Origin of the sequence: Psychrobacillus mangrovi (assembly GCF_037104765.1) — a bacterium.
Lineage (GTDB): Bacteria > Bacillota > Bacilli > Bacillales_A > Planococcaceae > Psychrobacillus > Psychrobacillus mangrovi.
Map to the genome: position 1 here is coordinate 146164 of NZ_JBAWSY010000006.1, position 23729 is coordinate 169892.

Annotated in this window: 27 protein-coding genes and 4 pseudogenes; 9 read left to right on the forward strand and 22 right to left on the reverse strand. The window is 34.2% G+C overall.

Translation table 11 applies throughout. From position 1 onward, the window contains the following. Positions 1 to 77: 77 nt before the first annotated feature. Complete coding sequence (locus WAX74_RS10650) at positions 78 to 593, reverse strand: hypothetical protein (RefSeq protein WP_336497642.1); 516 nt, start codon at positions 591 to 593, stop codon at positions 78 to 80. A gap of 235 nt (positions 594 to 828) precedes the next feature. Continuing rightward, entirely contained in the window at positions 829 to 1935 is a 1107-nt protein-coding gene (locus tag WAX74_RS10655; protein WP_336497643.1) for an HD-GYP domain-containing protein, read from the reverse strand. A 251-nt stretch (positions 1936 to 2186) separates the two neighbouring features. On the opposite strand from WAX74_RS10655, the gene WAX74_RS10660 reads away from it, so the two are divergent. After that, positions 2187 to 2603 (forward strand): helix-turn-helix domain-containing protein, encoded by a 417-nt coding sequence (locus WAX74_RS10660; RefSeq protein ID WP_336497644.1) that lies wholly within the window; start codon positions 2187 to 2189, stop codon positions 2601 to 2603. Positions 2604 to 2702: 99 nt separating this feature from the next. Here WAX74_RS10660 and WAX74_RS10665 read toward each other — a convergent pair whose 3' ends face one another. Next, a complete protein-coding gene (locus tag WAX74_RS10665) occupies positions 2703 to 2924 on the reverse strand; it encodes a helix-turn-helix domain-containing protein (protein WP_336497645.1) in 222 nt (73 codons plus the stop codon). A 10-nt stretch (positions 2925 to 2934) separates the two neighbouring features. After that, positions 2935 to 3036 (reverse strand): annotated as a pseudogene (locus WAX74_RS10670) (DUF2975 domain-containing protein); the annotation flags it as partial. Positions 3037 to 3260: 224 nt separating this feature from the next. Here WAX74_RS10670 and WAX74_RS10675 point away from each other — a divergent pair. The 4 genes from WAX74_RS10675 (at position 3261) to WAX74_RS10690 (ending at position 5442) form a co-directional block, all read left to right on the forward strand. After that, positions 3261 to 3641 carry a YmaF family protein gene (locus WAX74_RS10675; RefSeq protein ID WP_336497646.1) on the forward strand — a complete coding sequence of 127 codons (381 nt, stop codon included), beginning with the start codon at positions 3261 to 3263 and terminating at the stop codon, positions 3639 to 3641. 290 nt (positions 3642 to 3931) lie between these two features. Continuing rightward, complete coding sequence (locus WAX74_RS10680; protein ID WP_336497647.1) at positions 3932 to 4201, forward strand: translation initiation factor 2; 270 nt, start codon at positions 3932 to 3934, stop codon at positions 4199 to 4201. Between the two features lie 319 nt (positions 4202 to 4520). Beyond that, positions 4521 to 4976: a DUF3888 domain-containing protein gene (locus WAX74_RS10685; RefSeq protein WP_336497648.1), complete on the forward strand. Its 456-nt coding sequence runs from the start codon at positions 4521 to 4523 to the stop codon at positions 4974 to 4976. Between the two features lie 277 nt (positions 4977 to 5253). After that, a complete protein-coding gene (locus WAX74_RS10690) occupies positions 5254 to 5442 on the forward strand; it encodes a hypothetical protein (RefSeq protein WP_336497649.1) in 189 nt (62 codons plus the stop codon). A 69-nt stretch (positions 5443 to 5511) separates the two neighbouring features. Here the strand turns inward: WAX74_RS10690 and WAX74_RS10695 are convergent, their stop codons facing one another. Continuing rightward, positions 5512 to 6801, reverse strand: a complete 1290-nt coding sequence (locus WAX74_RS10695; protein ID WP_336497650.1) for a hypothetical protein — start codon at positions 6799 to 6801, stop codon at positions 5512 to 5514. Positions 6802 to 7550: 749 nt separating this feature from the next. On the opposite strand from WAX74_RS10695, the gene WAX74_RS10700 reads away from it, so the two are divergent. Then, positions 7551 to 8327: a hypothetical protein gene (locus WAX74_RS10700; protein ID WP_336497651.1), complete on the forward strand. Its 777-nt coding sequence runs from the start codon at positions 7551 to 7553 to the stop codon at positions 8325 to 8327. Between the two features lie 379 nt (positions 8328 to 8706). Here WAX74_RS10700 and WAX74_RS10705 read toward each other — a convergent pair whose 3' ends face one another. From WAX74_RS10705 to WAX74_RS10730, 6 genes and pseudogenes are all read right to left on the reverse strand, one after another. Then, entirely contained in the window at positions 8707 to 8976 is a 270-nt protein-coding gene (locus tag WAX74_RS10705) for a CPCC family cysteine-rich protein (RefSeq protein ID WP_336497652.1), read from the reverse strand. A gap of 181 nt (positions 8977 to 9157) precedes the next feature. Then, positions 9158 to 9745 carry a histidine phosphatase family protein gene (locus WAX74_RS10710; RefSeq protein ID WP_336497653.1) on the reverse strand — a complete coding sequence of 196 codons (588 nt, stop codon included), beginning with the start codon at positions 9743 to 9745 and terminating at the stop codon, positions 9158 to 9160. An 812-nt stretch (positions 9746 to 10557) separates the two neighbouring features. After that, entirely contained in the window at positions 10558 to 11127 is a 570-nt protein-coding gene (locus tag WAX74_RS10715) for a dienelactone hydrolase family protein (protein ID WP_336497654.1), read from the reverse strand. Positions 11128 to 11744: 617 nt separating this feature from the next. Next, on the reverse strand, positions 11745 to 12593 hold the full coding sequence (locus tag WAX74_RS10720) for a zf-HC2 domain-containing protein (protein WP_336497655.1): 849 nt from the start codon (positions 12591 to 12593) through the stop codon (positions 11745 to 11747). After that, positions 12583 to 13065: an RNA polymerase sigma factor gene (locus tag WAX74_RS10725; protein WP_336497656.1), complete on the reverse strand. Its 483-nt coding sequence runs from the start codon at positions 13063 to 13065 to the stop codon at positions 12583 to 12585. The genes WAX74_RS10720 and WAX74_RS10725 overlap by 11 nt, the downstream gene beginning before the upstream one ends. 230 nt (positions 13066 to 13295) lie before the next feature. Continuing rightward, positions 13296 to 13658, reverse strand: a pseudogene (locus WAX74_RS10730) (DUF2441 domain-containing protein); the annotation flags it as partial. Between the two features lie 10 nt (positions 13659 to 13668). On the opposite strand from WAX74_RS10730, the pseudogene WAX74_RS10735 reads away from it, so the two are divergent. Further along, a pseudogene (locus tag WAX74_RS10735) lies at positions 13669 to 13791 on the forward strand (DUF2441 domain-containing protein); the annotation flags it as partial. 2 nt (positions 13792 to 13793) lie between these two features. Here the strand turns inward: WAX74_RS10735 and WAX74_RS20995 are convergent. Beyond that, positions 13794 to 13890, reverse strand: a pseudogene (locus WAX74_RS20995) (DUF2441 domain-containing protein); the annotation flags it as partial. 310 nt (positions 13891 to 14200) lie between these two features. Here WAX74_RS20995 and hpaB point away from each other — a divergent pair. Then, positions 14201 to 15652, forward strand: a complete 1452-nt coding sequence (hpaB, locus tag WAX74_RS10740; RefSeq protein ID WP_336497657.1) for a 4-hydroxyphenylacetate 3-monooxygenase, oxygenase component — start codon at positions 14201 to 14203, stop codon at positions 15650 to 15652. 174 nt (positions 15653 to 15826) lie between these two features. Here the strand turns inward: hpaB and WAX74_RS10745 are convergent, their stop codons facing one another. The 6 genes from WAX74_RS10745 to WAX74_RS10770 form a co-directional block, all read right to left on the reverse strand. Continuing rightward, positions 15827 to 16225: an ABC transporter permease gene (locus tag WAX74_RS10745; RefSeq protein WP_336497658.1), complete on the reverse strand. Its 399-nt coding sequence runs from the start codon at positions 16223 to 16225 to the stop codon at positions 15827 to 15829. A 296-nt stretch (positions 16226 to 16521) separates the two neighbouring features. Then, on the reverse strand, positions 16522 to 17748 hold the full coding sequence (locus WAX74_RS10750; RefSeq protein WP_336497659.1) for a transglycosylase SLT domain-containing protein: 1227 nt from the start codon (positions 17746 to 17748) through the stop codon (positions 16522 to 16524). Positions 17749 to 18180: 432 nt separating this feature from the next. Next, positions 18181 to 18774, reverse strand: a complete 594-nt coding sequence (locus WAX74_RS10755; RefSeq protein ID WP_336497707.1) for a YdeI/OmpD-associated family protein — start codon at positions 18772 to 18774, stop codon at positions 18181 to 18183. A 188-nt stretch (positions 18775 to 18962) separates the two neighbouring features. Beyond that, complete coding sequence (locus WAX74_RS10760) at positions 18963 to 19190, reverse strand: hypothetical protein (RefSeq protein ID WP_336497660.1); 228 nt, start codon at positions 19188 to 19190, stop codon at positions 18963 to 18965. A 96-nt stretch (positions 19191 to 19286) separates the two neighbouring features. Continuing rightward, positions 19287 to 19499, reverse strand: a complete 213-nt coding sequence (locus tag WAX74_RS10765; RefSeq protein ID WP_336497661.1) for a DUF6366 family protein — start codon at positions 19497 to 19499, stop codon at positions 19287 to 19289. Positions 19500 to 19530: 31 nt separating this feature from the next. Further along, entirely contained in the window at positions 19531 to 19758 is a 228-nt protein-coding gene (locus WAX74_RS10770; RefSeq protein ID WP_336497662.1) for a hypothetical protein, read from the reverse strand. A gap of 129 nt (positions 19759 to 19887) precedes the next feature. Between WAX74_RS10770 and WAX74_RS10775 the strand changes: the two genes are divergently transcribed. Further along, on the forward strand, positions 19888 to 20265 hold the full coding sequence (locus tag WAX74_RS10775; protein ID WP_336497663.1) for an SET domain-containing protein: 378 nt from the start codon (positions 19888 to 19890) through the stop codon (positions 20263 to 20265). A gap of 199 nt (positions 20266 to 20464) precedes the next feature. Here WAX74_RS10775 and WAX74_RS10780 read toward each other — a convergent pair whose 3' ends face one another. The 4 genes from WAX74_RS10780 to pcp form a co-directional block, all read right to left on the reverse strand. After that, the gene (locus WAX74_RS10780; RefSeq protein ID WP_336497664.1) at positions 20465 to 21136 is read right to left on the reverse strand and encodes an AlkZ-related protein; all 672 of its coding nucleotides are present in this window, start codon (positions 21134 to 21136) and stop codon (positions 20465 to 20467) included. 346 nt (positions 21137 to 21482) lie between these two features. After that, positions 21483 to 22412, reverse strand: a complete 930-nt coding sequence (locus WAX74_RS10785; protein WP_336497665.1) for a GNAT family N-acetyltransferase — start codon at positions 22410 to 22412, stop codon at positions 21483 to 21485. A 143-nt stretch (positions 22413 to 22555) separates the two neighbouring features. Then, positions 22556 to 22939 carry a VOC family protein gene (locus tag WAX74_RS10790; RefSeq protein WP_336497666.1) on the reverse strand — a complete coding sequence of 128 codons (384 nt, stop codon included), beginning with the start codon at positions 22937 to 22939 and terminating at the stop codon, positions 22556 to 22558. Positions 22940 to 23048: 109 nt separating this feature from the next. After that, entirely contained in the window at positions 23049 to 23663 is a 615-nt protein-coding gene (gene pcp, locus WAX74_RS10795) for a pyroglutamyl-peptidase I (protein WP_336497667.1), read from the reverse strand. Between the last annotated feature and the right edge of the window lie 66 nt (positions 23664 to 23729).

Genomic DNA, 23729 nt, shown 5'->3' on the forward strand with positions numbered 1-23729 from the left:
TGTTAAGCAATTTAATTATTGTCCTTACTATATAACAGTTTTATACATTTGTCCACCAATAACTCTTAAAAGCAAATTTAAATACTATGCAGCTCTTCCAAAGTTTCTAACACATGCTCAAGAAATTCTTCAATCTCCCCCATGTGCTCTTCATTAATTTTACGTGTAAATTCCACTTCAATCGTATCAAGATATCCTGGTTCTTCCTGATTGTATAGGAAACTCAGTGTTTGAGTTAGCTTGCTATCGTCTTCCCATATCTCTTTGATTGTTTGTTCGATAATATTACATTGTATAGGAAAATTTTGAACGCGCTTGTAGAATCGCAATAGTAACGTGCACCCAATATTTTTTACGGGTAGCTCTAATATCTCCCCAGCTAGTTCGTCTAAAGTAGCCTTTAATACTATTTCCGCCGTTACATCTTGTGGATCGACTAATGAAAATTGTACAGAAAACTCCCTCGCTAGAATAGATAAGTCAATTTGGTCTTCTCGGTTTGTAATATGGATTTTGCGTTCTATATTATCTAAATCATACACTTGGTTTTCAAAGGCTACTTTTAAATTCTCAAAAATGGTTGGATCAAACATATATAAATTCCTCCAAAGAAATTCCGTTGAGCTTTTCTTTATACTAGCCACTTTTTATAGAAATTATATCAAATGATACTTGCATTATGATAAAAAGAGACATACTTCAGTATAAATACCATACTCATCGCTTAACAAAACTTGTTTAAACAATCCTATGACTAAAAATTAATCGTACTGTCTTTTATCGTTCCACTGTTTTGCTTACATGGTTTATTACTATCTTAACATCGTCTTACATTAATGCGTCAGCCATTACAATTTCAAGCGTTAGGTTTTCCTTTGCTCCTAAATTAATTTCATATGGAGTCACATTTTCATTTTCTTCATTTTTAATAATGCGGATTTCAGGACGCCCCGCCGCCTGGTAGTTATATTGCGTGACGATTCCTGTCCGACCATCGTTTAGTGTTACGGTTAAGCCTGGTGGATAGATGGCAATACACTCTTTAAATAAGCTGACTTGATGAGTATCGAACTGAGTACCACTTCCAGCATATAGAATTTCGAGTCCTTGATGAGGCATTACGGCCGGCCTGAATGCTCTTGGATTTGTCACCGCATCGAACACATCGGCAACACTTATGATTTTCGCATATTTATGAATTTCATCTCCCTTTAATCCTCTTGGATAGCCCATCCCATCGATTCTTTCGTGATGCTGCAACGCACAATGAGCAACCGGCAAAGGGATTTCATGTATTTTTCGTAGTATATCGAAGCCCTTTGCACAATGTTGTTTGACTAGAGCATATTCCTCTTTTGTTAACTCTCCCGGTTTATTTAATAAATTTTGCGGAATATGTAATTTTCCTAAATCGTGTAACATGGCTCCCAATCCGATTTCTTCAATATTCTTAAGAGGTAATCCATTTTCGATAGCAAGCTGACAAGCATATATAGAAACGTTCAGCGAATGATTGAACACATAATTTTCATGAACTTTTGTCGCAGCTAGTAAATTCAATGCATTTTCATTATCCGTTAGAGACGACAATATATCCTTAAAAACTTTTTGAAAGCTCCGTATCGCTCTACCTGATTTCATCATCCCTTGAAGATTTGTGTTTGAATGACTTAAATCCATTAATGTTTGAAACCCTTCAGTAATCGTATTTAAAGCTTCCATACGTAACGCTTCAGGAATGGACTCAACAATCTCTATTCCTTCAGAAACTTCATCTTCTATATAAATAGTTGTAACATTATATTTTTGCAACTTAGGGATGATTCGATCTATTAGTTCTGCTCCCTTTGCTAACAAAATTTTACCTTTGTCATTATATATCGGTTTACCCAACCTCATTCCGGGCCGACATTGATCAATTTTAACTAAACGCATTCTGCGAGCTCCCTATTCTAAGCACAATGAGTCGATTGTACTTACGTTTGATATTATATTCATACTAAAGGTAATAATTTGATATAGTTCTATTATATTATGAAAATAGGTAAAAGAGAATAGTTAATCAGACGATAGTTGTTGTTAATCCCGATATCCAGAAAAGAATTCAAAAAAAATTGACAAACTATGACCCATGCATTTAACATGTATCACGGAATAGCGAAATCATTTTTAGGAGATAGATACTGATGAAAAAAATAAAGGTTAAAGATTTACTAGGACAAGGACACAGCCTGATGAATAATATCGTAATGGATACAGCTGGTTTACTCGAAGAAGCATACTTTGTTATTAAGATAGATGACTTGCTGAAAGAACGAGGGATCACTCAAAAAGACTTAGCTCAGATGACAGGAATGCGAGTTGGTACGGTATCAGAGATCATCAATGGTAAAGGTATTAGCCTAAATAAAGTACAGCTCTTTGCTATTATGGCGGCTTTAAGAGTTAAAAGCATAGATGACCTTTATGAGATGAAATTACCTGAGGGCTTAGAGGAGACTTTTTATACAGAACAGGCCGAATGGAAATCAACAAAAGAAATGCCAATAGCAGTTAAAGAGTTGTACAAAGAGAATGTACTAAAAGCGTCAGGATTAAAATAAGACACAACTTTACATACAAAAAGAAGCGTCAGGATAAGAAGTTCAGGAAAGATAGTACTAAAAAAATGCTTGGAGATTTCCAAGCATTTTTTAATTAAATTATTCTTGAGCGTCTTCATCACTCTTGTATTCTAAAGTATCTCCAGGTTGGCAATCCAATGGCTTACAAATTGCCTCTAATGTGGATAATCGAATGGCTTTTGCCTTTCCATTTTTCAATATAGAAAGATTAGCCATCGTGATTCCAACCCTCTCCGAAAGTTCTGTTACGCTCATTTTCCTTTTAGCCAACATCACATCAATATTAATTATAATTGCCATGTCATTCACCTCAGACTACTAAGTCATTTTCTGATTTTATATCGATGGCCTCTTGTAAAAGCCTTTGAAGAACAGCAGCAAAGACGGCAATCACCATGGGAGAAAAAATCATGAAAAAGCATTCCTCATTACAAAAAAATGCTCTATAGCTTTAACCTATTCAATTTAAAACTTGTTCAATCTTTTCTGTTGCCTTTATGTCTGATTCATCAATGCCACCATACTTGTGATCATATCCTAAGAGAAGATTGTACTACACTCATTTTTAATACAATTTGTATCCTTATTTATCTCAATTACATACATTATTGAAAATGGCAAAAAGGAGTTGTACATTTGGAAATCCCTGTTTCTGGATTCATGTATCATTCAGACGATTCGGATCCTCAGCATTCCCACCAACTTTTTATCACTTCATGGGATGGCAGACCTGTCCCTGCCCATGTCCACGAATTTAGAGGAGTAACTTCTTTTGATGCGGGACATAATCACAGATACGCTGGAATTACTGAACCAGCACCAAGTGGAGTCCCACACACTCATCGATACTTTACCTTTACATCAGTGGACGATCAACATCAACATGAAATTCGTGGTGTTACTGGTCCAGCTATTCCGCTTCCTAACGGCGGTCATTATCATGAGTTTAGTGGGGTTACTACTATAGAAGGAATGAATCCTCATAGGCACAATTATAGCGGGAGAACTAGTTTATAATCTTTATAGATTTTGAGAGTGTTTTAATTCATGGGAGTTCAATAAGTTTAACAACAATGGCATCAATCCTTTGTTGGATCAACGCCATTTTTTTATTATTTATCTGAGTTCTTTTTCAAATATAAGTTGTATTTGTAATGCTTGCCCACCTGCCCTGACTGGCAATGGTCCACACGCCCTTGTTCATTTGTTAATCATGAATAATATGTAAACAAATGAGTAGACCTCTTTGCTGCCTTTATCTCGACTTAGAGCATATTGGTAGATATATAGAAAAGGGATGTTGAAAGATGAAAAACGAAAATAATTATCCAATCGATCAAAGTCCAGATTCAACAGAAATTTATGCTGCTAAACTATCGTTAATTGGAGCTGTACTCTCTACGTTAGGTGATGGAATATCAGCAATAGCTGCAGGAATTAATCTACAAAATTTAGAAAGGACAAATAATCAAAACTCTCAAGAGCAATTAAATCAATCAAAGCAATTAGAACAAATGCAGAAACAAATTGACCAATTAACAAGTAAGTTAGATAAAATGGAGCGTAGTAAGAGGTAAGGACTTTCCTCTTACTTTTTTTGTTTTTATTAGTAACTACTTCTTTCGCAATTTGGTTTAAATGCGACACCCATTCTCCGCTTCTTTTATTCAACTAAACTGACCCGTTGGCTGAATAAGAAACTGGAATCCAAAATCAAATCGACTTGATCATTGAACTGGATTGAATAGGGCATGTACCTTATATTGATATAACATCAGGATTAGAATGTATTTATCTTCGAATCTATTAGTATATTCATCTTATTTTCCAAAAAACATTTGGCTTACATAGTCCTTTTTTTTCTGAGCAAAATAAATATTGAAGGTGGTCATAAACATGAAAAAAATTGTTATTGTTCCCTCTTTTTTAGTGTTATTTTTAATGACGTCAATACCATCACATGCCGAACCAAATTATTATCAGCCTGCTGAAGAATCTAAAGAAGAACTAATGATGGATTTGTTTTTATCATTACTTTTGCCGGATATCCAAAAGGCCGTTTCTAATTATTACTCTGATTTTCTTACTGAAAGTCCAATGGTGTACCCGTACCAAATAAAAATTTTAAAGATGGAAAGAACTAATGGATATCGGGGGTTCATATTTTCAGTAACCGTTGAAGTCACACCAGTTGTCGGCCCACACAATCCTGTTGGAAAAGATCAATTAACATTTTCTATTAGTGCAGGTAGTGGAGTCAGTCTTAAAAATTATAAGCATATTGAAACTTATGAACTTCCTCCTAATTGGCAGGACATCAAAAAGAAAAATGAGCTGCATGTATGGTTTTGAAACACCTTTTGAATCAGCCCCGGTTTTTTGGGGGCTTTTTTATTTATAGAAAGCCACAAAAACAGCTTTCATACAGTTTCTGTCTTTGAAGCTTTAACCAACTAAAAAGACAGTCTATAACGATCTAGCTCATCATCGAAAGAACTCGATAGTTGAACTACCACCTTCTCTTTTGTTACATAATAAGGTCGGCTTGTGTCATTTAGTAGTATTAAACTATAAAAGTATTTTTTTAGCCTTTTAAACCACACTAATGTGGTTAAGGAGGTGAACAGTCATGATGAATAACAACGATGAATTCGGTGATGATTACAACTATGAAAATTTAAATTTGGAATATCTAAACTTAGATAGAAATGAGCGAAACAATATTCGCAACAACAATAACAAAAATGACAGCAATAACGAAAATAAAAATAAAAATAACAATAATAACAACACCAACAACAAAAACTTGAAATACTAATTTAGTAAATACAGTCATTCCTAAATATAACTTTAGGGATGACTGTTCCTTTGGAGAGTATCATAAAAACTACTGCTTATTAGTAAAATAATTTATATATCCATCTGATACTTGGTCGGTTGATCCATACACTTTTTCAATTGCTCTAGTTGTTCTCTCAGAAGTTATTTGAAGTTTATGCTCGACTCTACTGTCAATGTATGGTTCATTCATTAATTCTTTTACCATAGTCATAAATTTATCAAAGCCATGAGATTTGATTAAGTAATCGGTAAGTAAAAAACCTAAGCCATAAATCTCAAACGTTTTGGTGTAATCCAATTTGTTTAATTCATCTATCGAGTAAAAGACCAAATCCCTATTTGATAATAACTTATGCTCTCTATAAGGTAAATTATTTAAGTTAATTAATAGTTTACCTTCTCCATCTTTTTCTACTACATGTTGAAGTAAGGTTGCGAAACCCTCTTGAATATATAGTGATGCGTTATCGTTGGAGAAATCAGAAAGCATTTGGTGGGCTAACTCATGTGCAAGTATTGTAAGGGTACTTAAGGATGTAGACGGTCCAGACGGTTCAATCATGAGTTTAAGCGACTCACCTGTCTCATTCCAACCAGTTGATCCAGTCCAAGGTATAGTGGCAGATATTTGTTCCCTGGAATCATAAAGTTTTATTGTCATATCCTTTGGAGTCCAACCAAATTCATTATTATATAAATGAACAATATCACTCGCCTCTCTTAATACAGTCAAAGCTTCTTCTTCTAATTCTGAAACATATAACACAGCAATATTTCCTTCAGATATTGTCTTGAAAGGCACATCATCAATTACCCACTTGTTATTTAATTTTACAATGGAGTAAATAACTTTATTTTGAGTTTCTTTGTCTTGATATTTCATGTTTACAATTAATTCCACATCTCCTTTTTCTGAAGACATTAGATTCACTTCTCCTATGTTCACGGTAAAAGTATAGCCTTGTTCCTTTTTAAATATCGCTTCTTCCATCCATCTCTTTTGTTCTTTATAAAACAAGGAATTTGCACTGTTTTGAAACTCTAGAAATCCTTCTTCATCATTATTGTCTATAGCTTCAAGCATTGGAACAAGTTGAGATTTGACTAATTCACTTTCATCGGTCTTTATTTCCTGTTTTTCAACAGTTTCGAGTTCAACTATTGATTCGAAATTTTCTACTTCTATTTTGTCTGGATCTAGAGCACATCCATAAAGAATAATTACAAGGAAACCTATTAATTTCACAAATTTACGCAATACACTACCCCCAGTTTCAACAAGTTTGATGTTTCTTTTATTTGACTCTCCTGTATTCCAATTAGTGGAATTTCTCATAAAATAACTACTTCGACATCCTTCCAATAATACCTCCTTGCTTAACTAAAATGCTGCTTTAGTTCAATAAGAAAAAAGGCTTTACTCCTTCTTGAAGTAAAGCACCCGTTAGTTTAAGTGTATAATTTCACAAACATTCTCATTTAATTGATTTTATTTTATGATGAATAAATCTGGATGTTCTTTTAACAATTTTGAAAGAAATAATAGTTGAGGAAAAGGTGTTAAAAATAAATCTCTATTTATATGTCCTTTTAATATCGCTTTTCCATTTTGTTCAATAAAATCATTTAAAGTAATTTTATTATTACAGATAAAATGAACATCTTCTGGAGTTAGTAGTAGAAGTCCATTAGTTTCTGAAGAGGATTTGGTTCATTTTCAGAGTAGGAAAGATACATTATTGATAAAGATTCCTGCTCATTTCCTTTAACTAAAATTGGAGCTATTTTCTCGTCTAACCGTATTATGGAAGCGTGATATTTTCCATACAAGTACATTTTGAAATTTATCCTTCTCAACATCCGATATCGATGTTTTCTTTTGCTTTCATCTTTTTGTGTATATGTCCCCCTGTATTGTACTTTGAACATTACCGAACATAAAATAAATCATTTTTGGTAGAAAGAAATTAAGGTTCATGGTAAAATCACATTAGGAAAATAAAGGCAATGTAACCTTTGGGTTCAACCTCGCTGAAAAGTAGGTTGGACCCTTTTTGCATTCTTAAACCTAAAGGAGGACTTTTAATGTTGAGAACAGAAATGCTGTTGCATCGGCTGGACGAGATCGGCAAATCGCTCGAAAGAAGAGGGGGTGCACTATTATTGTTAGGTGTCGGTTCTGTTGGAATCGAGACTGCTCGGCTGGACGATTATTCAGATTTGGATTTCTTTGTCATTGTAAGGCATGACCAGAAAAGCAGATATATCGACCATTTGGATTGGCTAGAAGAAGTTCACCCTTTAGCTTATTCTTTTAAGAATTCGGAGATTGGCTATAAAATTTTGTTCGAAGACGGCATTTTTGGTGAATATTCGGTATTTGAGGAATCGGAGCTGATTAATGGTTCTTATACGGAAGGGAGAGTCGTTTGGAAGGATTCCTCCTACAACAATACGGGAATTTCAAAACCTCCCAACCCGATACCTAGCCCCAAAAAAGACTCCTTAGACCATCCTTTGAACGAAGCTTTAACTAATCTCTATGTGGGACTCGGCCGCTTTGCCAGGGGAGAGCGCCTATCAGCGACGAGGTTCGTACAAGTTTATGCTGTGGACAGGATTTTATCCGTACTTCATTTGATAGAGCAAGAGGTGGATTACTTTCCCGATCCTTTCGGAAACGAGAGGCGCATGGAAAAAAGATACCCTCGTTTCGCGGAAATGATTGCAGACATGATACAGGGATATGATCATGTACCTGAATCTGCACTTCGTATTTTAAGCTTCATAGAAGAAGTGTATCCAGTTAATCGAAAACTAAGCGATGAAATACGACGTTTAGCCAAAATATCCTGCCGTTAACAAAGGAGTTGAATCTTATCATAAAAAAATAGCTATCTATTGTCCCATTTCTGCCTTTACTTGTTTTGCATAAGCAGAATAGATCAAAAATAGAGTTAACCTCTCAAAAAGAGCCAAATTTCTCTATCAGGAAATTTGGCTTATTAGTTATACCTCGAAAGTCCGTTAAACAAATTGCTGACTAGGCTGTTTACAAAAAAACTCACCACGTTGTACTGGGCTTCCAATGTTTGTTTTGTATCTAATAATGAGGTCCAGTGCATTAAGAATGCTCTCTAATACATTCTTCACCGCTGAAGTATTTCCTCTAATTAAACTAAACTGCCCCGTTAGTTCAATAAGAAAAAAGGCTTTACTCCTTCTTGAGGTAAAGCACCCGTTAGTTGAATAACGGTTTCCAATTCGGGTCTTTTGCATCCGTTTTATTTAGCTTTCTTACAAATTCAATGCAATCTTCTTGGCATGCACCAAACACTATGTAATTTTTTTGCGCTTGCCTTAAAGAAACTACGTTTGCCCCTCCCTCATAATCTGGGTCTCCAAATTGAACCCCATCATCTTCCCAAAAACATATTTTGCAAATTTCATATGTATCAGTTGGTTCTTCATTTAGAGTTTTATATCCACAGCAAGGACAAGTATATTTCATAAAATCACCACTATTCCTTTTTAACATATTTTTTCTTATTGAACTAACCTATCGCTTAAGTTTAATGTTTCACAATGCATATCTGAGATCAACTTAATGTTTTGGACATAAAAATAGATCATTTGCAATGATGGTCATATTTTGCTAAAGCACCCGTTAGTTCAATAACAAAAAATATTTTTTATTGGTTAACGCCAATATTTACACCCCATAGTCTTTGAACATTCACAAATTCCTGTTCATTGAATTCCATTCTATAAATATCGGGTTTTGATGTGCTATGTAAAAAATTCAAGTCATAAGTGCTATCGAAATAACCCATCATCAAGGTCATAACAGCTCCGTGAGTACCTATCACTATTTTTTTATCTCTAAAAGTTTCTAATAGTTCTTTTAAGACCTTTATAGCTCTTTTTTGACAATCAGAATTTGATTCTCCTCCCTCTAAAGAGAATTTTGATTCAGAAAATGACTTCTCCAAAAGTGGGACCAGTTCTTTATCTGATACTCGATTGTTTCCAGAAGAGAATATCCTCTCTTTTAAATCTTCAAAAACTAAAACTTCCTCTCCTATTTGTTGAGCTAACTGTTCTACAGTTAAAATTGAGCGTATATATGGACTTGAAACAACTATATCAATTTCTTTATCTTTCAAAATGTCAGTCACTCGTTTAGCATCTAAATAACCTTTTTCGGTTAATCCCCTGGTTCTATCATTTCCTTCTTTTGGCGATTCACCGTGTCTCACCATATAAACAAATGTACTCATAATATAAAATTTCTCCCTCCATTGAACTAACCTGCCCCGTTAATTCAATAAGAAAAAAGAGCTGTTTTAACAGCTCAATGTTCTTTAACTAAAGCATTTGTTAGTTTAATAAGCATTTTTAACTCTTTTATAACCTCAGACAAAAATTAGTATAAGTAAGAATGTAAGAACAAGAGTAATTAATATAGAAATAATTAATTCTGGCTTTAATAAATTATATGATTCTCTTAAGGAAATTAATGATTCGGTATTCTGCAATTACAGGAATAGTATTCTCTCTCCACCTTTTTCATATCGTTTAACAGCCTCTAATTTTTGTTCACTCGTTACTTGCATAAAAAATACACCTCCAATTGTTAGGTTTTGTGTCTAACAATTGGGGTGCAGTCCATTAAGTTACTCTTTTACATTTAGCATCATTCTTGATATGGATTTATTACAATATATCAAGATATTCTAGATGATGGCTAGTAGTTCTGCGAAAATCAATTGACTTTGAGTAGACAGGTTTGATTAGTAGCGATATGGAATTGGCAAAAACAAAATTATTATTTTCTAAAGAAATTAGGGGGTAATATGAAGCTGCCCTTTTTTGATAAGAAAGTATAAAAAGTGGGGCTTCCTGATCGAGCTCCAAGCGCTAAAAACTATGCGACTTCATAACTCGCCCTACGTTAGTTCGCAAGCTCACCGTGATTCCATTATCTCAGTTGATTTGCTCCAGTCGCTACGTTTTTAAACGGGCGTTCTGCGCTTTTCTTACTATTTTGGTTTAGTTATGTCCCAGCTGCTGAAATTTTTTTCGTTAACAATTATGCGAGAAAGTCGAGAACCCGCTTGATTACAAGTTTCGTCGCGTCAGCATCGTAAGAGGGTAAACTGCTGTCGGTGAAGAGATGTTCCTTGCCTTCATACAGAAAAAGTTCAGCGTGATTGGCCGACGCCACAAGCTCACGAGCCGCGTTGATGTCGCCGTCTTCAACGAAAAAAGGATCTGCACTCATGGCGTGAACTTGCACAGGCAAGTCGGCCGGCCACTGAGATTCGAATGCAGAGGTCGGGAGGCAGGCATGAAAAAACAGTGCGCCTCTGGCGCCTTCACGAGTTTGGGCGAGCTGCTGTGCTGCCGGGACACCGAGTGAAAAACCAGCATAGACGACATCGCGTGAAAGCTCGCTGGCTGCCCGAACGCCGCGCGCCGTCACTTCTTCAAAGCCGATTTCCTTAACAAATACCAAGCCTTCCTCCAGCGAGGAAAACATGCGGCCGTCAAATAAATCTGGCACGTGCACAGTATGCCCCGCATCTCTCAGTTGATCGGCGATTTCTTCAATCCCCTTCGTTCTGCCTAAAACATGGTGTAACAACAAAACTTCGGCCATCGTTTTTCCTCCAATTTAATGAATTTCATATGTCTAAGTTTCGACAAGAAAGCCTGTTTGACCTGCCAGAACTTTACGATTTAGAAATATTTTTTATGCGTATCAGTATCAATTACAAAATCGACTTTTATATCGCAGTCATAAGAAATTTATTCAAAATTGTTTAGCCTGTAAAATACATCAGGGAGATCTACTATGTGACAAGTAAGGCTTTTCGAAATTCATATAAACTTTATTAAACTATTGCACTCTGATATACAGTATGATTATTGATCGGATTCAACGTAAATAACAAAACAACCATCACTTACTATATAACTCTTTAGTTCGGATTTTTCGTGTTATATACTCCGGTTTTTATCTACCCTTCTTCAACTAGCCTGCGTTAGCACAAGTAGCGACTGTTCTTATTTGAAAAATCTCTCCCGATTGCTGAAGATCTTAATATAAATGAATCAATGCTTCACCACTATTTCTTCTTGTGCTAACGCCCCCGATAGCTTATATGGAATCTTTCACAATTTCTACCGTAATTAACATATTCAATTTACGAAATATCAAAATAAAAACAGAGTTAATTCTACCCATTTTGTAAGTTAACTCTGTTTTTGTTTGAGTTAGTCTAATATGTTTTCCACTGGTTTTGTAATACGCTTTTGAATTATCCAGCCTCCTAAAATAAACGCAGTAATGATGATAAACACAATAGGTAACTGAAAGACTATCCAATTAGAAGGTGCATAATGTTTAATTTGATGTGCATTTTCAATCGTTTCAAGATAGGAATTCTGATATTCATATTGCACAGTCCATTGATCATTGGCCATTGCTACAGTTCCTATGTCATAATCATTCGGAATGATTGTCTCTGTAATCTTTCCATTTTCACCGATGACAAGTATTGCTTGTGAATAATCAATAGGAAAAGTATAAGTTGGATTTCCTTGTAAATGTGTTACATCATCTATATTTTCAGTAGAAAATACAGCCAAATGCTCCAGTTGCCCACTATATTCTTGGAAAACGGCTTGGAGTGCTATTTCATCTATATTAGCTTGTGTCGATAATACTGCGAATGTCTTTTCCATAATATCCTGCTTTTGCTGTTCAATTCCCTGTGCTTCTTCTCGTTCATCGTTAAGTTCGGACAACACGTTCAAAGAGTATATAAAAAATCCAACCGTTACGATGAGTGCAACCCAAAAGGAAATACTTAAAAATTTCGTGAAATTTTTCTGTGCATTGAAAAAATGTGCGATTTTTTGAAAAGGTTTTTTTTGTTCTATGCGAGTTGGAATTTCCGGTTGCTCTTGAATATCAAATTCTACACGCATTTGATTCAGAAGCTCGGCACATTGTTCGCAAGTGGCGATGTGCTGCTCTATAAATCTTGAACTTTCCTCACTGCATATTTGATCTATGTATGATGGTAATAAATCACGCACAATATAACATTCATTCTTCATTCATATTCCCTCTCTCTCTTAATTTTAATTTGGCTCGGTAAAAGGTTACCCTTGCCCAATTTTCATTTTTCAGGTGTATTTCTCCAATTTCTTTAAAGGTTAAGCCGCCCAGTATGCGAAGTAACACAATTTCTTTATACGGTTCCTCTAACAAATGAATCATCCGATAAAGTGCAATTTTATTTTCACTTTCGATGAGGTTGTTTTCTACTGAAGGTAATTGGTTCAGTAGATGTGGTGATTGCGGTTGTTTGACTTGTTTATCCACGTACTTATAATATGTATACTTTGCAATTTGACAAAGCCAAACCGACATTTTGCATTCGCCATTATAAGTGTCGATTGAACGAACAGCCTGATAAAAAGTCTCTTGTGTTAGTTCCTCTGCTATGTCTACATTACGACAAAGGATCATTAAATATTTAAAGACTTGATCGGCATATTGTTCATAGACTTCTGTAAGCTCTCCCAATGTTCTACCTCCTTTCAACCTATATATCTAAAAAATCATCGTTTCGTTACAAACTTATTATTATTTTTATCATTCGCTACATTTTAACATTTTTATATGTAACTATTAGAAAGAGTAAAAGCTTTGTTATTAAGCCAATAGAACAATAAAAAACCCGGACTGTTGGTTTATCAACTTTTCGGGTTTAATCTTTTATTAAATCTCATATCATTACGACTTCCCTTGAATTTTTAAGATGAGAAATCATCAATAATTTCTACCACTTCAATATTTCCGCTTATCAAAAGTTCAGGAAGCTCATTTTTTACATTACCCTTCCAGTATTCTTTAGCTTGTTCAATTTTTTGAGAGAAAGGAACCCCGTCTTCCTTTGGTAAAAGGTTTCCATCCCCCTCAAAATAATTCCCAATAACTCGAAGTTTAACAATCTGCAAAACTTTACGATTGTAAGAATCAAATAATTCTTTCCACTTCAAAGCGTCTTCATAGTTTTTTGCAGCGTATAAGCAAGACAATCTTGAAGGATATTCAGGATATTCTTGTAGTCTAACCATTTCTACTATCACTTCTCTTACAGCTCTGATTGTTTGACCTACACACTCAATAGCGGTATATAACTTCTTTTTTGAGAGGGAACAATTGAACTCTAAAGGTGAAGACTTTATCCAGATTTTATACGGTCATTATACAAATGAAGGCTTGAACATTAGTAAAGAGAACGCCAAAGAAAGTATTTTTTTGGTTCTTGTCAAAGTTAAATATCTGCCCTAGACTCATTTTATTCCTAGTAACGATATGAAAAACATACAATTCGTTCTCTTTCATGGTATGCCTCCTCTTGACCTTCAATATTAACTCTTATTTTACCAGAATAAGGGAGAACATGTTCAACCCTACCCTTTAGCCATTCATGCAGCACAAAATCAATGCTGCACCAAATAGCTGCTTCTGATTTCAAATTGTCATTTTCTTTAAAACGAAAATTTAATTTTCATGGGAGATAAAGAAGTAATATTAGCATGCTCGAGTTACATAAATTAATTTTAGTAGTAATAAAATATTGAACGACCTAACTTGGAAAACAGCTATAATCGAATATTTTTAAAAAATATCGATTTTAATTGGAGGGTGAAACATGGGTGCTATTAATGGAAAAGATTATATTAAGCGATTAAATCAGCTAAATAATGAAATTTGGTACGACGGTGAAAAAATTGAGGGGTTACTCTCTGAACACCCCGCCTTCAAAGGGCTAATTCAGTCAAAAGCGGCTCTTTATGATTTGCAACATGACCCAAAAATAAAAGATGAGATGACTTTTATTTCCCCAGTATCAGGAGAACTAATTGGCCTTTCCTATTTGCAACCAAAAACGAAAGAGGACTTACTCAGAAGAAGAAAGATGAGTGAACATTGGGCTAGGTATTCAGGGGGTATCATGGGAAGAAGCCCAGATTATTTGAACACAGTTTTAATGAGCTTTGCCTCTTCTGTATCCTTGTTAAAAAATAAGGACAAATGCTTTCCAAATAATCTGCATGCATTTTATGAATTGGCAAGGGAAAATGACCTGTCGTTTACACATACCTTTATTTCTCCACAGGTGAATCGTTCTTATATCTACATAGAAAATTCAGATGAGCCAATCGCCGCAAAAGTTATTGATAAAAATGAAGAAGGAATCATCATTAAAGGTGCCCGTCTTCTTGCTACACAAGGCGGATTAACAGATGAAGTATTAGTATTTAGCGTTGGTAAATTTCTATTTAATGAGGATGAAGCTTTTGCTTTTTCGATCCCTTCTAACACTAAAGGAATAAAGTTTATTTGTAGGGATACATTCATTGGGGGACAATCTTCTTTTAATCATCCATTAAGCTCTCGGTTCGAAGAAATGGATTCTATCGTTGTCTTTGACAATGTATTAGTACCTTGGAATAGGGTATTTTATTACAATAATGCGGAAATAGCCGAAGAATTCCCAATTCAAAGCTCTTTCCACCCCTTTGCTAAGCACCAAGTATTGACTAGACAAATTGTAAAGACAGAGTTCGTCTTAGGTATTGCTGAGCTTCTTATCGAAACGATTAATATTAGTGGATATCAACATATTCAAGAAAAAATGTCAGAAATCATCATTGGTCTAGAAACGATGAAAGCCTTGTTAGAAAAATCTGAGAATAACGCAAAATTAGATGAATGGGGATATATGCGGCCAGAACTTTTCCCGCTTCAAGTCGCTGGTAACATTTTCCCTAAGATTTATCCTCGTTTCACGGAAATTATCCAGTTAATCGGAGCTAGTGGAATGATTACATTGCCAACCGAAAAAGCATTTCATTCTATTATTAGAAATGACTTAGATCTTTATCTTCAAGGATCAACTAAGACCGCAGAGGAACGTGTAAAAATATTTCGTTTAGCTTGGGATTTAACAATGAGTTCATTTGGAACAAGACAAACCCAATATGAGCGATACTTTTTTGGTGATCCGATTCGATTATCAAGCGATTTATATATAAAATATCCAAAAAATGAATTTGTAGATGCAATTAGTAAATTTTTAAATCTAAAAAAAGAAGAGTAACAGAAGTTCAATTATTTACTTAAATGAATATGGGTTTGATAATTCCAGCCTATTTAAAGATCACTCCAACGTTTATAGATGTGAATTACCAAACTAATTCTTCACAAACTATTTGAATTCATCGAACATCCATCGAACAAATTAAGAACTACCCATTTTATTTATCTCTAATTATTATTTTTGAAATTTAAATTTAGCAGAGAAAAGAAATATTAATAAAATAATAAATGCGACAATACAAGGGTAACCTATTTGCACAACTGGATTCATATGTTCAACTAAGCTAAATTCTCCCCATTCAAGCCATAAACGCCATCCCATTCCTAAAGCACTAAAGATTAAGCTGACTATAAAAACCAGTGATTGTTTTTCTTTAAATAATCCTACAAATATATTCGCAACTACAAAATAGAATAATAGTGCAATAAATAAGAAAAACATTTTGAATCCTTTTAAACCAGGTATTACAAAAGTAAATGTGATACCTGTAATAAAAACAATCCCTATAATACTTATCATCAAAAAAGATAATTGTTTCTTTTGTACTTGCTCATAAAAATCTTCACCAAACATTGCTCAAGCCTCCTTTAACTTCTATACCCCTAATTTTACCATTAACCTTATTGAACTAACCTTCCTGCCCAGCTTTTTACCAATGGCGGGCTTCACCCAAATAAAAATATCCTATTAAACTAACCCAGAAAAAAAGAGTTGTCTAAGCAACTCTTTTAGTGACTTCTTATAATTCATATCTCCAATTAAAACAGTACAGGAGAACATTAAGCCGTTCGGATAGACTTTATGCATTTCGGTGCAATTGCAAATCCATTTTCACGGTATCTGAAGTTGAATTTACTATTGGTGCTTTGTTATTGTGCAAGTAATGCTAGCTTGCTTTTAGATGGTGTTTCGTATTTTACTTTTGTGGACTTTTGAACGTAACTTCCACCCCCCACACCATATAATCCGCCATGATTACTCTTATAACTATAAACTCGGTATTCTTCGCCTTTTTTCAAAGGACGGACAGTAGTCAATGAACCGTTGCTCTCCATTTTGACTAAGTTTGTATTAGATAGAATAGTAACTTTACCTATTTGCCCTAATCTTAGTTCTGTTTTTCCCCACATAACTTTTACAGCGGGTACATTTTTCGTAATGTAAGCAGAGGAAACATAACCTGCTAACTTTTGATCCTCCGTTTTAACTGGGTACCATACAAATTGGTTTACACTTGTCAAAGATTCGTCATAAACAAAATTTCCTTCAATAATCAATGTAGTATTTTTGGATAAGGATTTTTTAACTGAAGAAGCACTAGGTTTTGACCTTAAATTTACAGCGTCTCCTGTTATCAATACCTTGTCTCCTTTTTGAAAATTATACGCAGAGGTATGGAGCTTATCAGTTAATGTATATTCCATCTTTTTGAATACAATATTCTCACTGCTGTTAGGGTCATATTCAAAGTCTGCTGTATTGAAAGGAAACTGCCCTAATTTCGTTCCGTTCATGTAACTATCTTTTTCAATAAACGCAAAGACTTTTTCTTGATAGGCCACTGTATTCTTCAATCCATTGGACTGGTATAGAGGACTGTTAACAGGCTTTGTACCATTATAAGCCATGACAGGGAAGTACCAATTTTCGATTACTTCGGGTCCTTTCCCTTTTATTTTAGGCAGATCTGTACGATTTTGATACATACTGCTAAGGATTTCGACGCCTGCCTTAATATTGTAGTTGATATCGTATTTCAATTTCTCTTGATCATAGTCTGGTTGATTGGTAATTTGCATAAGGCCGATCCCATTATCTTTTGAGATTATAGGTTGGCCATTCTCATCAAACTGTTTCCAAGCCCCATTTTCTCTAGAAGCGACAGCTTTTACAACTTCGGGAGGGATTTTTGCTTCTAAAGCCGCATTCGTAAGTAAGCAGTTCATATTCTGAAAAGTGGGATTTTGGTTTGGCTTAATTTCACCATATGATAAACATTTAGATGCCCATGTTGACTCAGCAAAAGCTTCTTCATTAGACCATCCCAAGAGCATTAAACAAGTTAAGAATCCTGCTATCATTTTGATTGATTTCATTCATTCATTCTCCATCCATTAAATTTTTTACATTTATATAGTATATTTTACCATGATTGATAGATTAATGTTTTATATATTCTGAGGAGCAGCAATTCTCTTCGCAAAATCATATTTTACGATAAACAAAAAGAAGCCATTTTGAAAAAGCTTGTTCAAAATGCCTTCTTAATTTGGAATTCGTTCGTTTTTTTAAAGTTTAAACACTTTTTAGTGGTCCATCTTCAACTAATACTCCCCAATGACAACTGGTGCATTTATTTTAGCCGAAAGCAATGGAAAAAGGTCTACGAAAAGGTACAATTACGGAACATTTTTTTCCATTTTAATTTATTTTCTTGAGTGTTACCTGCGATCCAAAAAGAAGTTCGAATGAACGCAAAGTGAGGGAATATCTTAAAATTTCATTAAATTATTTTCTTATCGAATATACTAATCATTTAATCCCTTTCCATTGAGAATTTTCTGTATGCACTTTTCAACCCTTGACTGTCGAGTTTTGGATTGTTTTGGCCCCGAAAAGTAAAGAATATATGCTCTTTGTCTTCCCGGTGTCAACGCTTCAAAAGCAGTTTTCAAGGCAGAGTTTTCATCGAATTTATTTTGAAGTTCTTCAGGAATTATGAATTCAGTGTTCTTTTTAAAATTCACTTCCAAACCGGTTTTTTCAACTTCAATGGCTTCATAAATATAGGTTTTCAAGATGTTTTCCATTTCAACTATTTCTTCAACATTGGTAAACCGAATCTGGCGCGCCGCCTGTACATTCTCCGTTTGTTGGATTAGAATCCCGTGGACATCCTTTATCAAGACACCTTTGTGAAACAGAAGCGCACAATATTCTTTAAATCCATGTATTAAAACTATGTTTTTTTTCTCAAACGTGTAACAAGGATGCATCCACTTAAATTCTTCGGTCAGCTCACAGTCAAGAACGATATTTCTCAACTTCTCATATTCTGCCTTCCACTTTTTAGCTTTACTTAAAAATTCATCAACCTTAGGATTCATTTTACTATTTGTCATCAAGGAACACTCCTCTTCAAATTTTCGATCAGCAGACAAGGTTTGACAACAACAGACATAGGGTTGCGTTTTTAATTTATCGTAGTACTCAACGAAGTGATTTCCACCAAATTGTCGCTTTTTAATCATGTTTTGAACGACTAATTGTAAGAAAGAGCCTTCCAATCAGCTCAACTTTACTAAAGTAATTAAGATTTTTCCTTCTTAAAAGCAATGACTAACAACGCAATTCCAATTACAAAAAAGAGTCCAGTAAATAAATTATCAAACAATGGTATTTCTGGAACCGTTGGATACTCCCCCGTATTCGTTTGTGCAAACCAATAAACATATGCAGTTAACCTTTCGATTGTAAAAATTATACCACTTGTCAATATGAACGTAGAACCTAAAATTAAACTTATGTTTCTGTTCAAAAGAATCCCCCTTTTAAAACTATGTATTCTATATTTACCTCAATGTTCTTTCTTCAACTTACCTGCTCCTTTAGTTGAAAATAGTTAAGTAAAATTTTAAAAAAACAGTTTATATAAAACATATCCAACTATTAAAATAACAATTAATATCCCAGTACCTTTCCATCCCATACCACCTGATAAATCAGTTAAATTCCCATTATTTCCTCTATTGAATGCATCGTTTATAGAACCAGTGGGATTATTTTTTAATTCATTTTGTCTTAATCGTTCTCTTTTTTCTTCAGGCGTTTCATTGTAATTATTCAAACTAAGCACCCCCGACGTTGAAAATAGTCTTTTACCTCAATTTTTTCTTACTTATGAACCAAATTAATATCGTTAGAACAAACAGTATAATTGGAGTCAAACCAACATATTTCCAAGCATTATTTGTCCCTGAAAAATAATAAGCTATCGGTATGAATGTAATCGTGCTAATTAATAAGAATACCCACGACTTTTTTAAAATACCAACTATTAAAGCAAGGATGGAAACAAATAATGAAAGTTGCCATAATAATAACATTTTTTGACCTCCATTTATTTTTAAAATTGGAAATTCGTTATTAAACAGACAAATATAAAAAGAGCATAATGTTCAAATTAATGTTACAGTTAGAAAGAAAATTTTTAAAAAGTGAGTAGGCGAACAAACATGATTGAAGTAAAAACATCTCCATTAAGTGATGGAGAATTCAATAGAGGAGTATTTGCTACATGTGATATCAAAAAAGGAGAGCTTTTACATGAAGCACCTGTCATTTCTTATCCAAACGAACAGCATCAATACATTGAGCAAACCTTACTCGGTGATTACGCTTTTGAGTATGGGATAGGTCGATCTGCTATCCTTCTTGGTTATGGAATGTTGTTTAACCATTCTTATGAACCTAATGCAACTTATGAGATAAATTTTAAGAACCACACATTTGACTTTTATGCATACACAGATATAAAAGCAGGAGATGAAATTCTAATCAATTATAATGGCGACGTTGATGACAAAGATCAACTGTGGTTTAATCAAGAATAAATGGATATGGAGGCGATTCTTGACGATCCGCCTTCCGAAATGCAACAACTTTATTATTCCTGAAACACGTAGAATTTAAGAAAAACAATTTTTTTACATCTATAATGACCATCTATCAAAAAAGATAGATGGTTATTTTGTTACTAGGAACAAATTGAAAAAATAGCTCCAAACTAATTCACTACAGTTCTTTACTTTACTATGCAAATATTTTTTCAAGTTTCTTTAGCGATTCAATGCTGCAAACATTTGAAAAAAAGGATATAAGATATTTCCTTGATTCTTCTTTGTCCGTATTTATAATGTCTATTTTATTTCTAAAAGCCCAAGAATCATAAGTCTCAAAAGCTGTACTGCTCCACCCGTTCTTGCCACCGTCTTCATTTCTTTTCTCCTGTATGCCTGAAATTACAATATCCATTGATCCTTGCAATTCTAATAACGCGTTCTCAAATATCTTTTTTTTATTACTTTCTTTTAGTCCTGCTTTTATTCTTAACGCCCTAGTGTCTATCCCTTCTAGTTCGTTAATTATTTTGTATATTTCAACTGCTTCTTTTGATATGTTCCCATTAAAATAGCGCTGCTCAACAGACTCATCATAACCTAAGACCCTTTTTACATATGGAAGAAGATGACGTGAAACTAATATCGATTTTTTCTTAATAAATTTACCGTATCCCGCAACCCCGTCAGTTGAGAATTTTGTCCTCCAAATCCAAGGATCAAACTCTGTTTCGGAATGCCAATACTCTGGTAAAGTTATGGTATTTAAAGAAGGGAAATCAGGTATTAAAGGGGCAAGAGGGAGTATACCAATCTCTTCTATTACTTCTATGGCATCTCCATAAGTTTTCACTTTATATTCCATCTTTTTTATCTCCTCTTTTTCAATATAGACATATACCTAATTTCTATATAAAACAAGATTTTCCTTCTTGGACTACTTGCCCTTAAGTTGAATAAGTTCCGTAAAATTAGCATTCGCTAGTTTAATAAGAGGTGCCAGTTCAAAATTAACCGTCCACGTTTTTTAATGACTCATTACACTATTGTTTGATTGCTTGTGACTTTCCAAGGATTACACCGTTTGCAATAATTCCAATTAACCCAGTAATAGCAAAAATAAGTAAACTACATACAAGTGCAATAATTATTCGGTTTTTATTTTTGCTCTTTCATAATGTAGCTTCCTTTGATAAAGGAACTCTATTTTATTATTTTTTATTTAATTGATAGTACGCTTCAAGTAGTTCTTCTACTGGAATATTATCAATTTTCATACCAGTCATATCGCTCTTTTGTATCACTACATTTCTAAGATTACTGTTACTGATTTTACTTCCTTCAAGATCACATCTTTCAAATGAAATTGGCTTACTTTCTTCTCCAAGATTTGTATCTATGAAACTAACCCCTCCTAAAGTTACTAATACCATTTCACTATTAGAAAGATTTAAATCGGCATATAGTGAATTTCTAAGATTTATATTTTGGAACTTGGAGTGACTAAGATTACAATTGCTAATATGAATATTCATTAGATTACTGTTACTGTATGAACTTCCTTCTAAATTTACTCGATAACATTCCATTTTTGCCATATCGCAATTCTCGTATTGGACACTAGAAATGTTTTTATTTTCAACTAGGTTTTCTTTTTCTGATGAAGAGTCTATCCTCTTCAGATAAGCATATTCGTCTTCAGTTTCATAGGTTGTTCTATAACCCATCTTTTCATAAAAATAATGATTATTAATTTGTCTACTAGATGTCTCAAGATCCCAATTTCTCACATTAGGAAACTCAAATTCTATTAAATTTAATACTTTAGAACCTATTCCTTTTCCTTGATAGTTAGGGTCAACGAAAATACGGTCTATTCTTCCATATGTTTTGCCAGAAATAGTTACTATAATTCCACCGACAACTTCTTTATCATTTAAAACTTTAAAATAATCCAATTCTCTAATCATGTACTTAGTCATCTCAATTGAGGCATATCCTGGTGGCTGGATATTGTAATCAATTACACTATCTTGATTTGGAAGCCACTTTTTCGCTTCTTCATCAAAAGTCCTTTTCTTAATTTCAGTTAGTTTTTCAGCATCAGCAATGGTTGCCTTTTCAATAGTTATAATTGACATTTAAGTGTTCCCCTTTAATATTTTTCCAGTATTTTTCTTCGGCTGTAAATCTAGCCATAAAAAACACCCCGCAAATGTTAGTTTAGTGTCTAACATTTACGGGGCAGTTCAATAGAGTTAGGTGCTCCTATTTTTGTACGATATTACTTTTTCTCCAATATCGCAAAGTAATTGTCTTCATCGTCCGCAAAGTTAAATACTCTCCCAGAAGGAATTGTTATAAGTTCCCCTACGGTTATTTGTTTTTCCTTAAAGTCATTATATAAATGTTCAAGATTTTCTTCTGTGTAGAACATTAAGGAAGGTGTTCCTAGGTTTATTCCTGGCGACATTTTCGCAACTTGTTCCTTATCGTGAAGTACGATGCTTGTTTCTGCGTTAGTACTTGGTGCTACTTCAATCCATCGCATTCCTTGGCCATCGCCTTCTTCTGAAATGACACTGAATCCTACTTTTTCTGTCCAGAATTTAATTGATTCCTCTTGGTTATTTACATAAAGCATAATTTGGCCTACTTTAGAAATCATTTTCTACACTCCCCTGTATTTATTAATTAATAAATTTTACTTTCAATTTCAGTGAAAAATTATTTTCATTGCATATTCATCATAGATAACAATTAAGTATTCTGTCAATTTAGAGTTTCGTTTCTCCAAGAACTTGGATACAAATCTCCACACTTCTTTTCAAATCTGCATGGGACCAGCTCGGGATTTTCCCATGTTGAATTGCAAGTTCATGAGATGCAGGTATGTGAATAAACCCTGCGGGCATGTTGAACTTATGAGTATTTGCATAATGTAGTGCTTCGTACATAACATTGTTGCAAAGATATGTGCCTGCTGTGTTGGATATGGATGCAGGAAACCCTTCTTCGATCAGCTTGTTAACCATTTGGCGAATAGGCAACGTTGAAAAGTAGCCGGGTTCTCCTTCTGTATGAATAGATTCGTCGATTGGAATATGCCCTTCGTTGTCGGCTGCTCCATCCTTCACATTGATAGCGATTCGTTCCGGAGTGATTTTGTATCTTCCCCCAGCTAGTCCCAATGAAATGACTGCATCTGGCTTGATATCTTCTATATGCGAAAGTAGCTCTTTTCCTGAAGAAGCAAAATCCACAGTTAGCACTCTGCCGAAAACCTCGTAGACTCCAATTTGCTGTCCACTTAATTCTTCAACTATTTTCATAGTTGGATTTACTGTAAAAGATAAAAATGGTTCAAAGCCTGTTAATAGAAGTTTCTTCATTCCACTGCCCCCTTGTTCTTTATCCATAGTTTGTGTCTCTTCTACTTTGAAGTCAATAAAATATTG

What these genes read in the sequence shown, in the direction of transcription:
- WAX74_RS10700 (WP_336497651.1), top strand. Translation starts at nt 7,551, where the DNA reads ATGTTGAGAACAGAAATGCTGTTGCATCGGCTGGACGAGATCGGCAAA.
- WAX74_RS10680 (WP_336497647.1), top strand. Translation starts at nt 3,932, where the DNA reads ATGAAAAACGAAAATAATTATCCAATCGATCAAAGTCCAGATTCAACA.
- WAX74_RS10770 (WP_336497662.1), bottom strand. Translation starts at nt 19,758, where the DNA reads ATGTTATTATTATGGCAACTTTCATTATTTGTTTCCATCCTTGCTTTA.
- WAX74_RS10665 (WP_336497645.1), bottom strand. Translation starts at nt 2,924, where the DNA reads ATGGCAATTATAATTAATATTGATGTGATGTTGGCTAAAAGGAAAATG.
- WAX74_RS10690 (WP_336497649.1), top strand. Translation starts at nt 5,254, where the DNA reads ATGATGAATAACAACGATGAATTCGGTGATGATTACAACTATGAAAAT.
- WAX74_RS10790 (WP_336497666.1), bottom strand. Translation starts at nt 22,939, where the DNA reads ATGATTTCTAAAGTAGGCCAAATTATGCTTTATGTAAATAACCAAGAG.
- WAX74_RS10755 (WP_336497707.1), bottom strand. Translation starts at nt 18,774, where the DNA reads ATGACAAATAGTAAAATGAATCCTAAGGTTGATGAATTTTTAAGTAAA.
- WAX74_RS10745 (WP_336497658.1), bottom strand. Translation starts at nt 16,225, where the DNA reads ATGTTTGGTGAAGATTTTTATGAGCAAGTACAAAAGAAACAATTATCT.
- WAX74_RS10695 (WP_336497650.1), bottom strand. Translation starts at nt 6,801, where the DNA reads ATGAGAAATTCCACTAATTGGAATACAGGAGAGTCAAATAAAAGAAAC.
- WAX74_RS10780 (WP_336497664.1), bottom strand. Translation starts at nt 21,136, where the DNA reads ATGGAATATAAAGTGAAAACTTATGGAGATGCCATAGAAGTAATAGAA.
- WAX74_RS10720 (WP_336497655.1), bottom strand. Translation starts at nt 12,593, where the DNA reads ATGAAGAATGAATGTTATATTGTGCGTGATTTATTACCATCATACATA.
- WAX74_RS10775 (WP_336497663.1), top strand. Translation starts at nt 19,888, where the DNA reads ATGATTGAAGTAAAAACATCTCCATTAAGTGATGGAGAATTCAATAGA.
- WAX74_RS10715 (WP_336497654.1), bottom strand. Translation starts at nt 11,127, where the DNA reads ATGGCCGAAGTTTTGTTGTTACACCATGTTTTAGGCAGAACGAAGGGG.
- pcp (WP_336497667.1), bottom strand. Translation starts at nt 23,663, where the DNA reads ATGAAGAAACTTCTATTAACAGGCTTTGAACCATTTTTATCTTTTACA.
- WAX74_RS10705 (WP_336497652.1), bottom strand. Translation starts at nt 8,976, where the DNA reads ATGAAATATACTTGTCCTTGCTGTGGATATAAAACTCTAAATGAAGAA.
- WAX74_RS10685 (WP_336497648.1), top strand. Translation starts at nt 4,521, where the DNA reads ATGAAAAAAATTGTTATTGTTCCCTCTTTTTTAGTGTTATTTTTAATG.
- WAX74_RS10750 (WP_336497659.1), bottom strand. Translation starts at nt 17,748, where the DNA reads ATGAAATCAATCAAAATGATAGCAGGATTCTTAACTTGTTTAATGCTC.
- WAX74_RS10650 (WP_336497642.1), bottom strand. Translation starts at nt 593, where the DNA reads ATGTTTGATCCAACCATTTTTGAGAATTTAAAAGTAGCCTTTGAAAAC.
- WAX74_RS10655 (WP_336497643.1), bottom strand. Translation starts at nt 1,935, where the DNA reads ATGCGTTTAGTTAAAATTGATCAATGTCGGCCCGGAATGAGGTTGGGT.
- WAX74_RS10785 (WP_336497665.1), bottom strand. Translation starts at nt 22,412, where the DNA reads ATGTCAATTATAACTATTGAAAAGGCAACCATTGCTGATGCTGAAAAA.
- WAX74_RS10660 (WP_336497644.1), top strand. Translation starts at nt 2,187, where the DNA reads ATGAAAAAAATAAAGGTTAAAGATTTACTAGGACAAGGACACAGCCTG.
- WAX74_RS10710 (WP_336497653.1), bottom strand. Translation starts at nt 9,745, where the DNA reads ATGAGTACATTTGTTTATATGGTGAGACACGGTGAATCGCCAAAAGAA.
- hpaB (WP_336497657.1), top strand. Translation starts at nt 14,201, where the DNA reads ATGGGTGCTATTAATGGAAAAGATTATATTAAGCGATTAAATCAGCTA.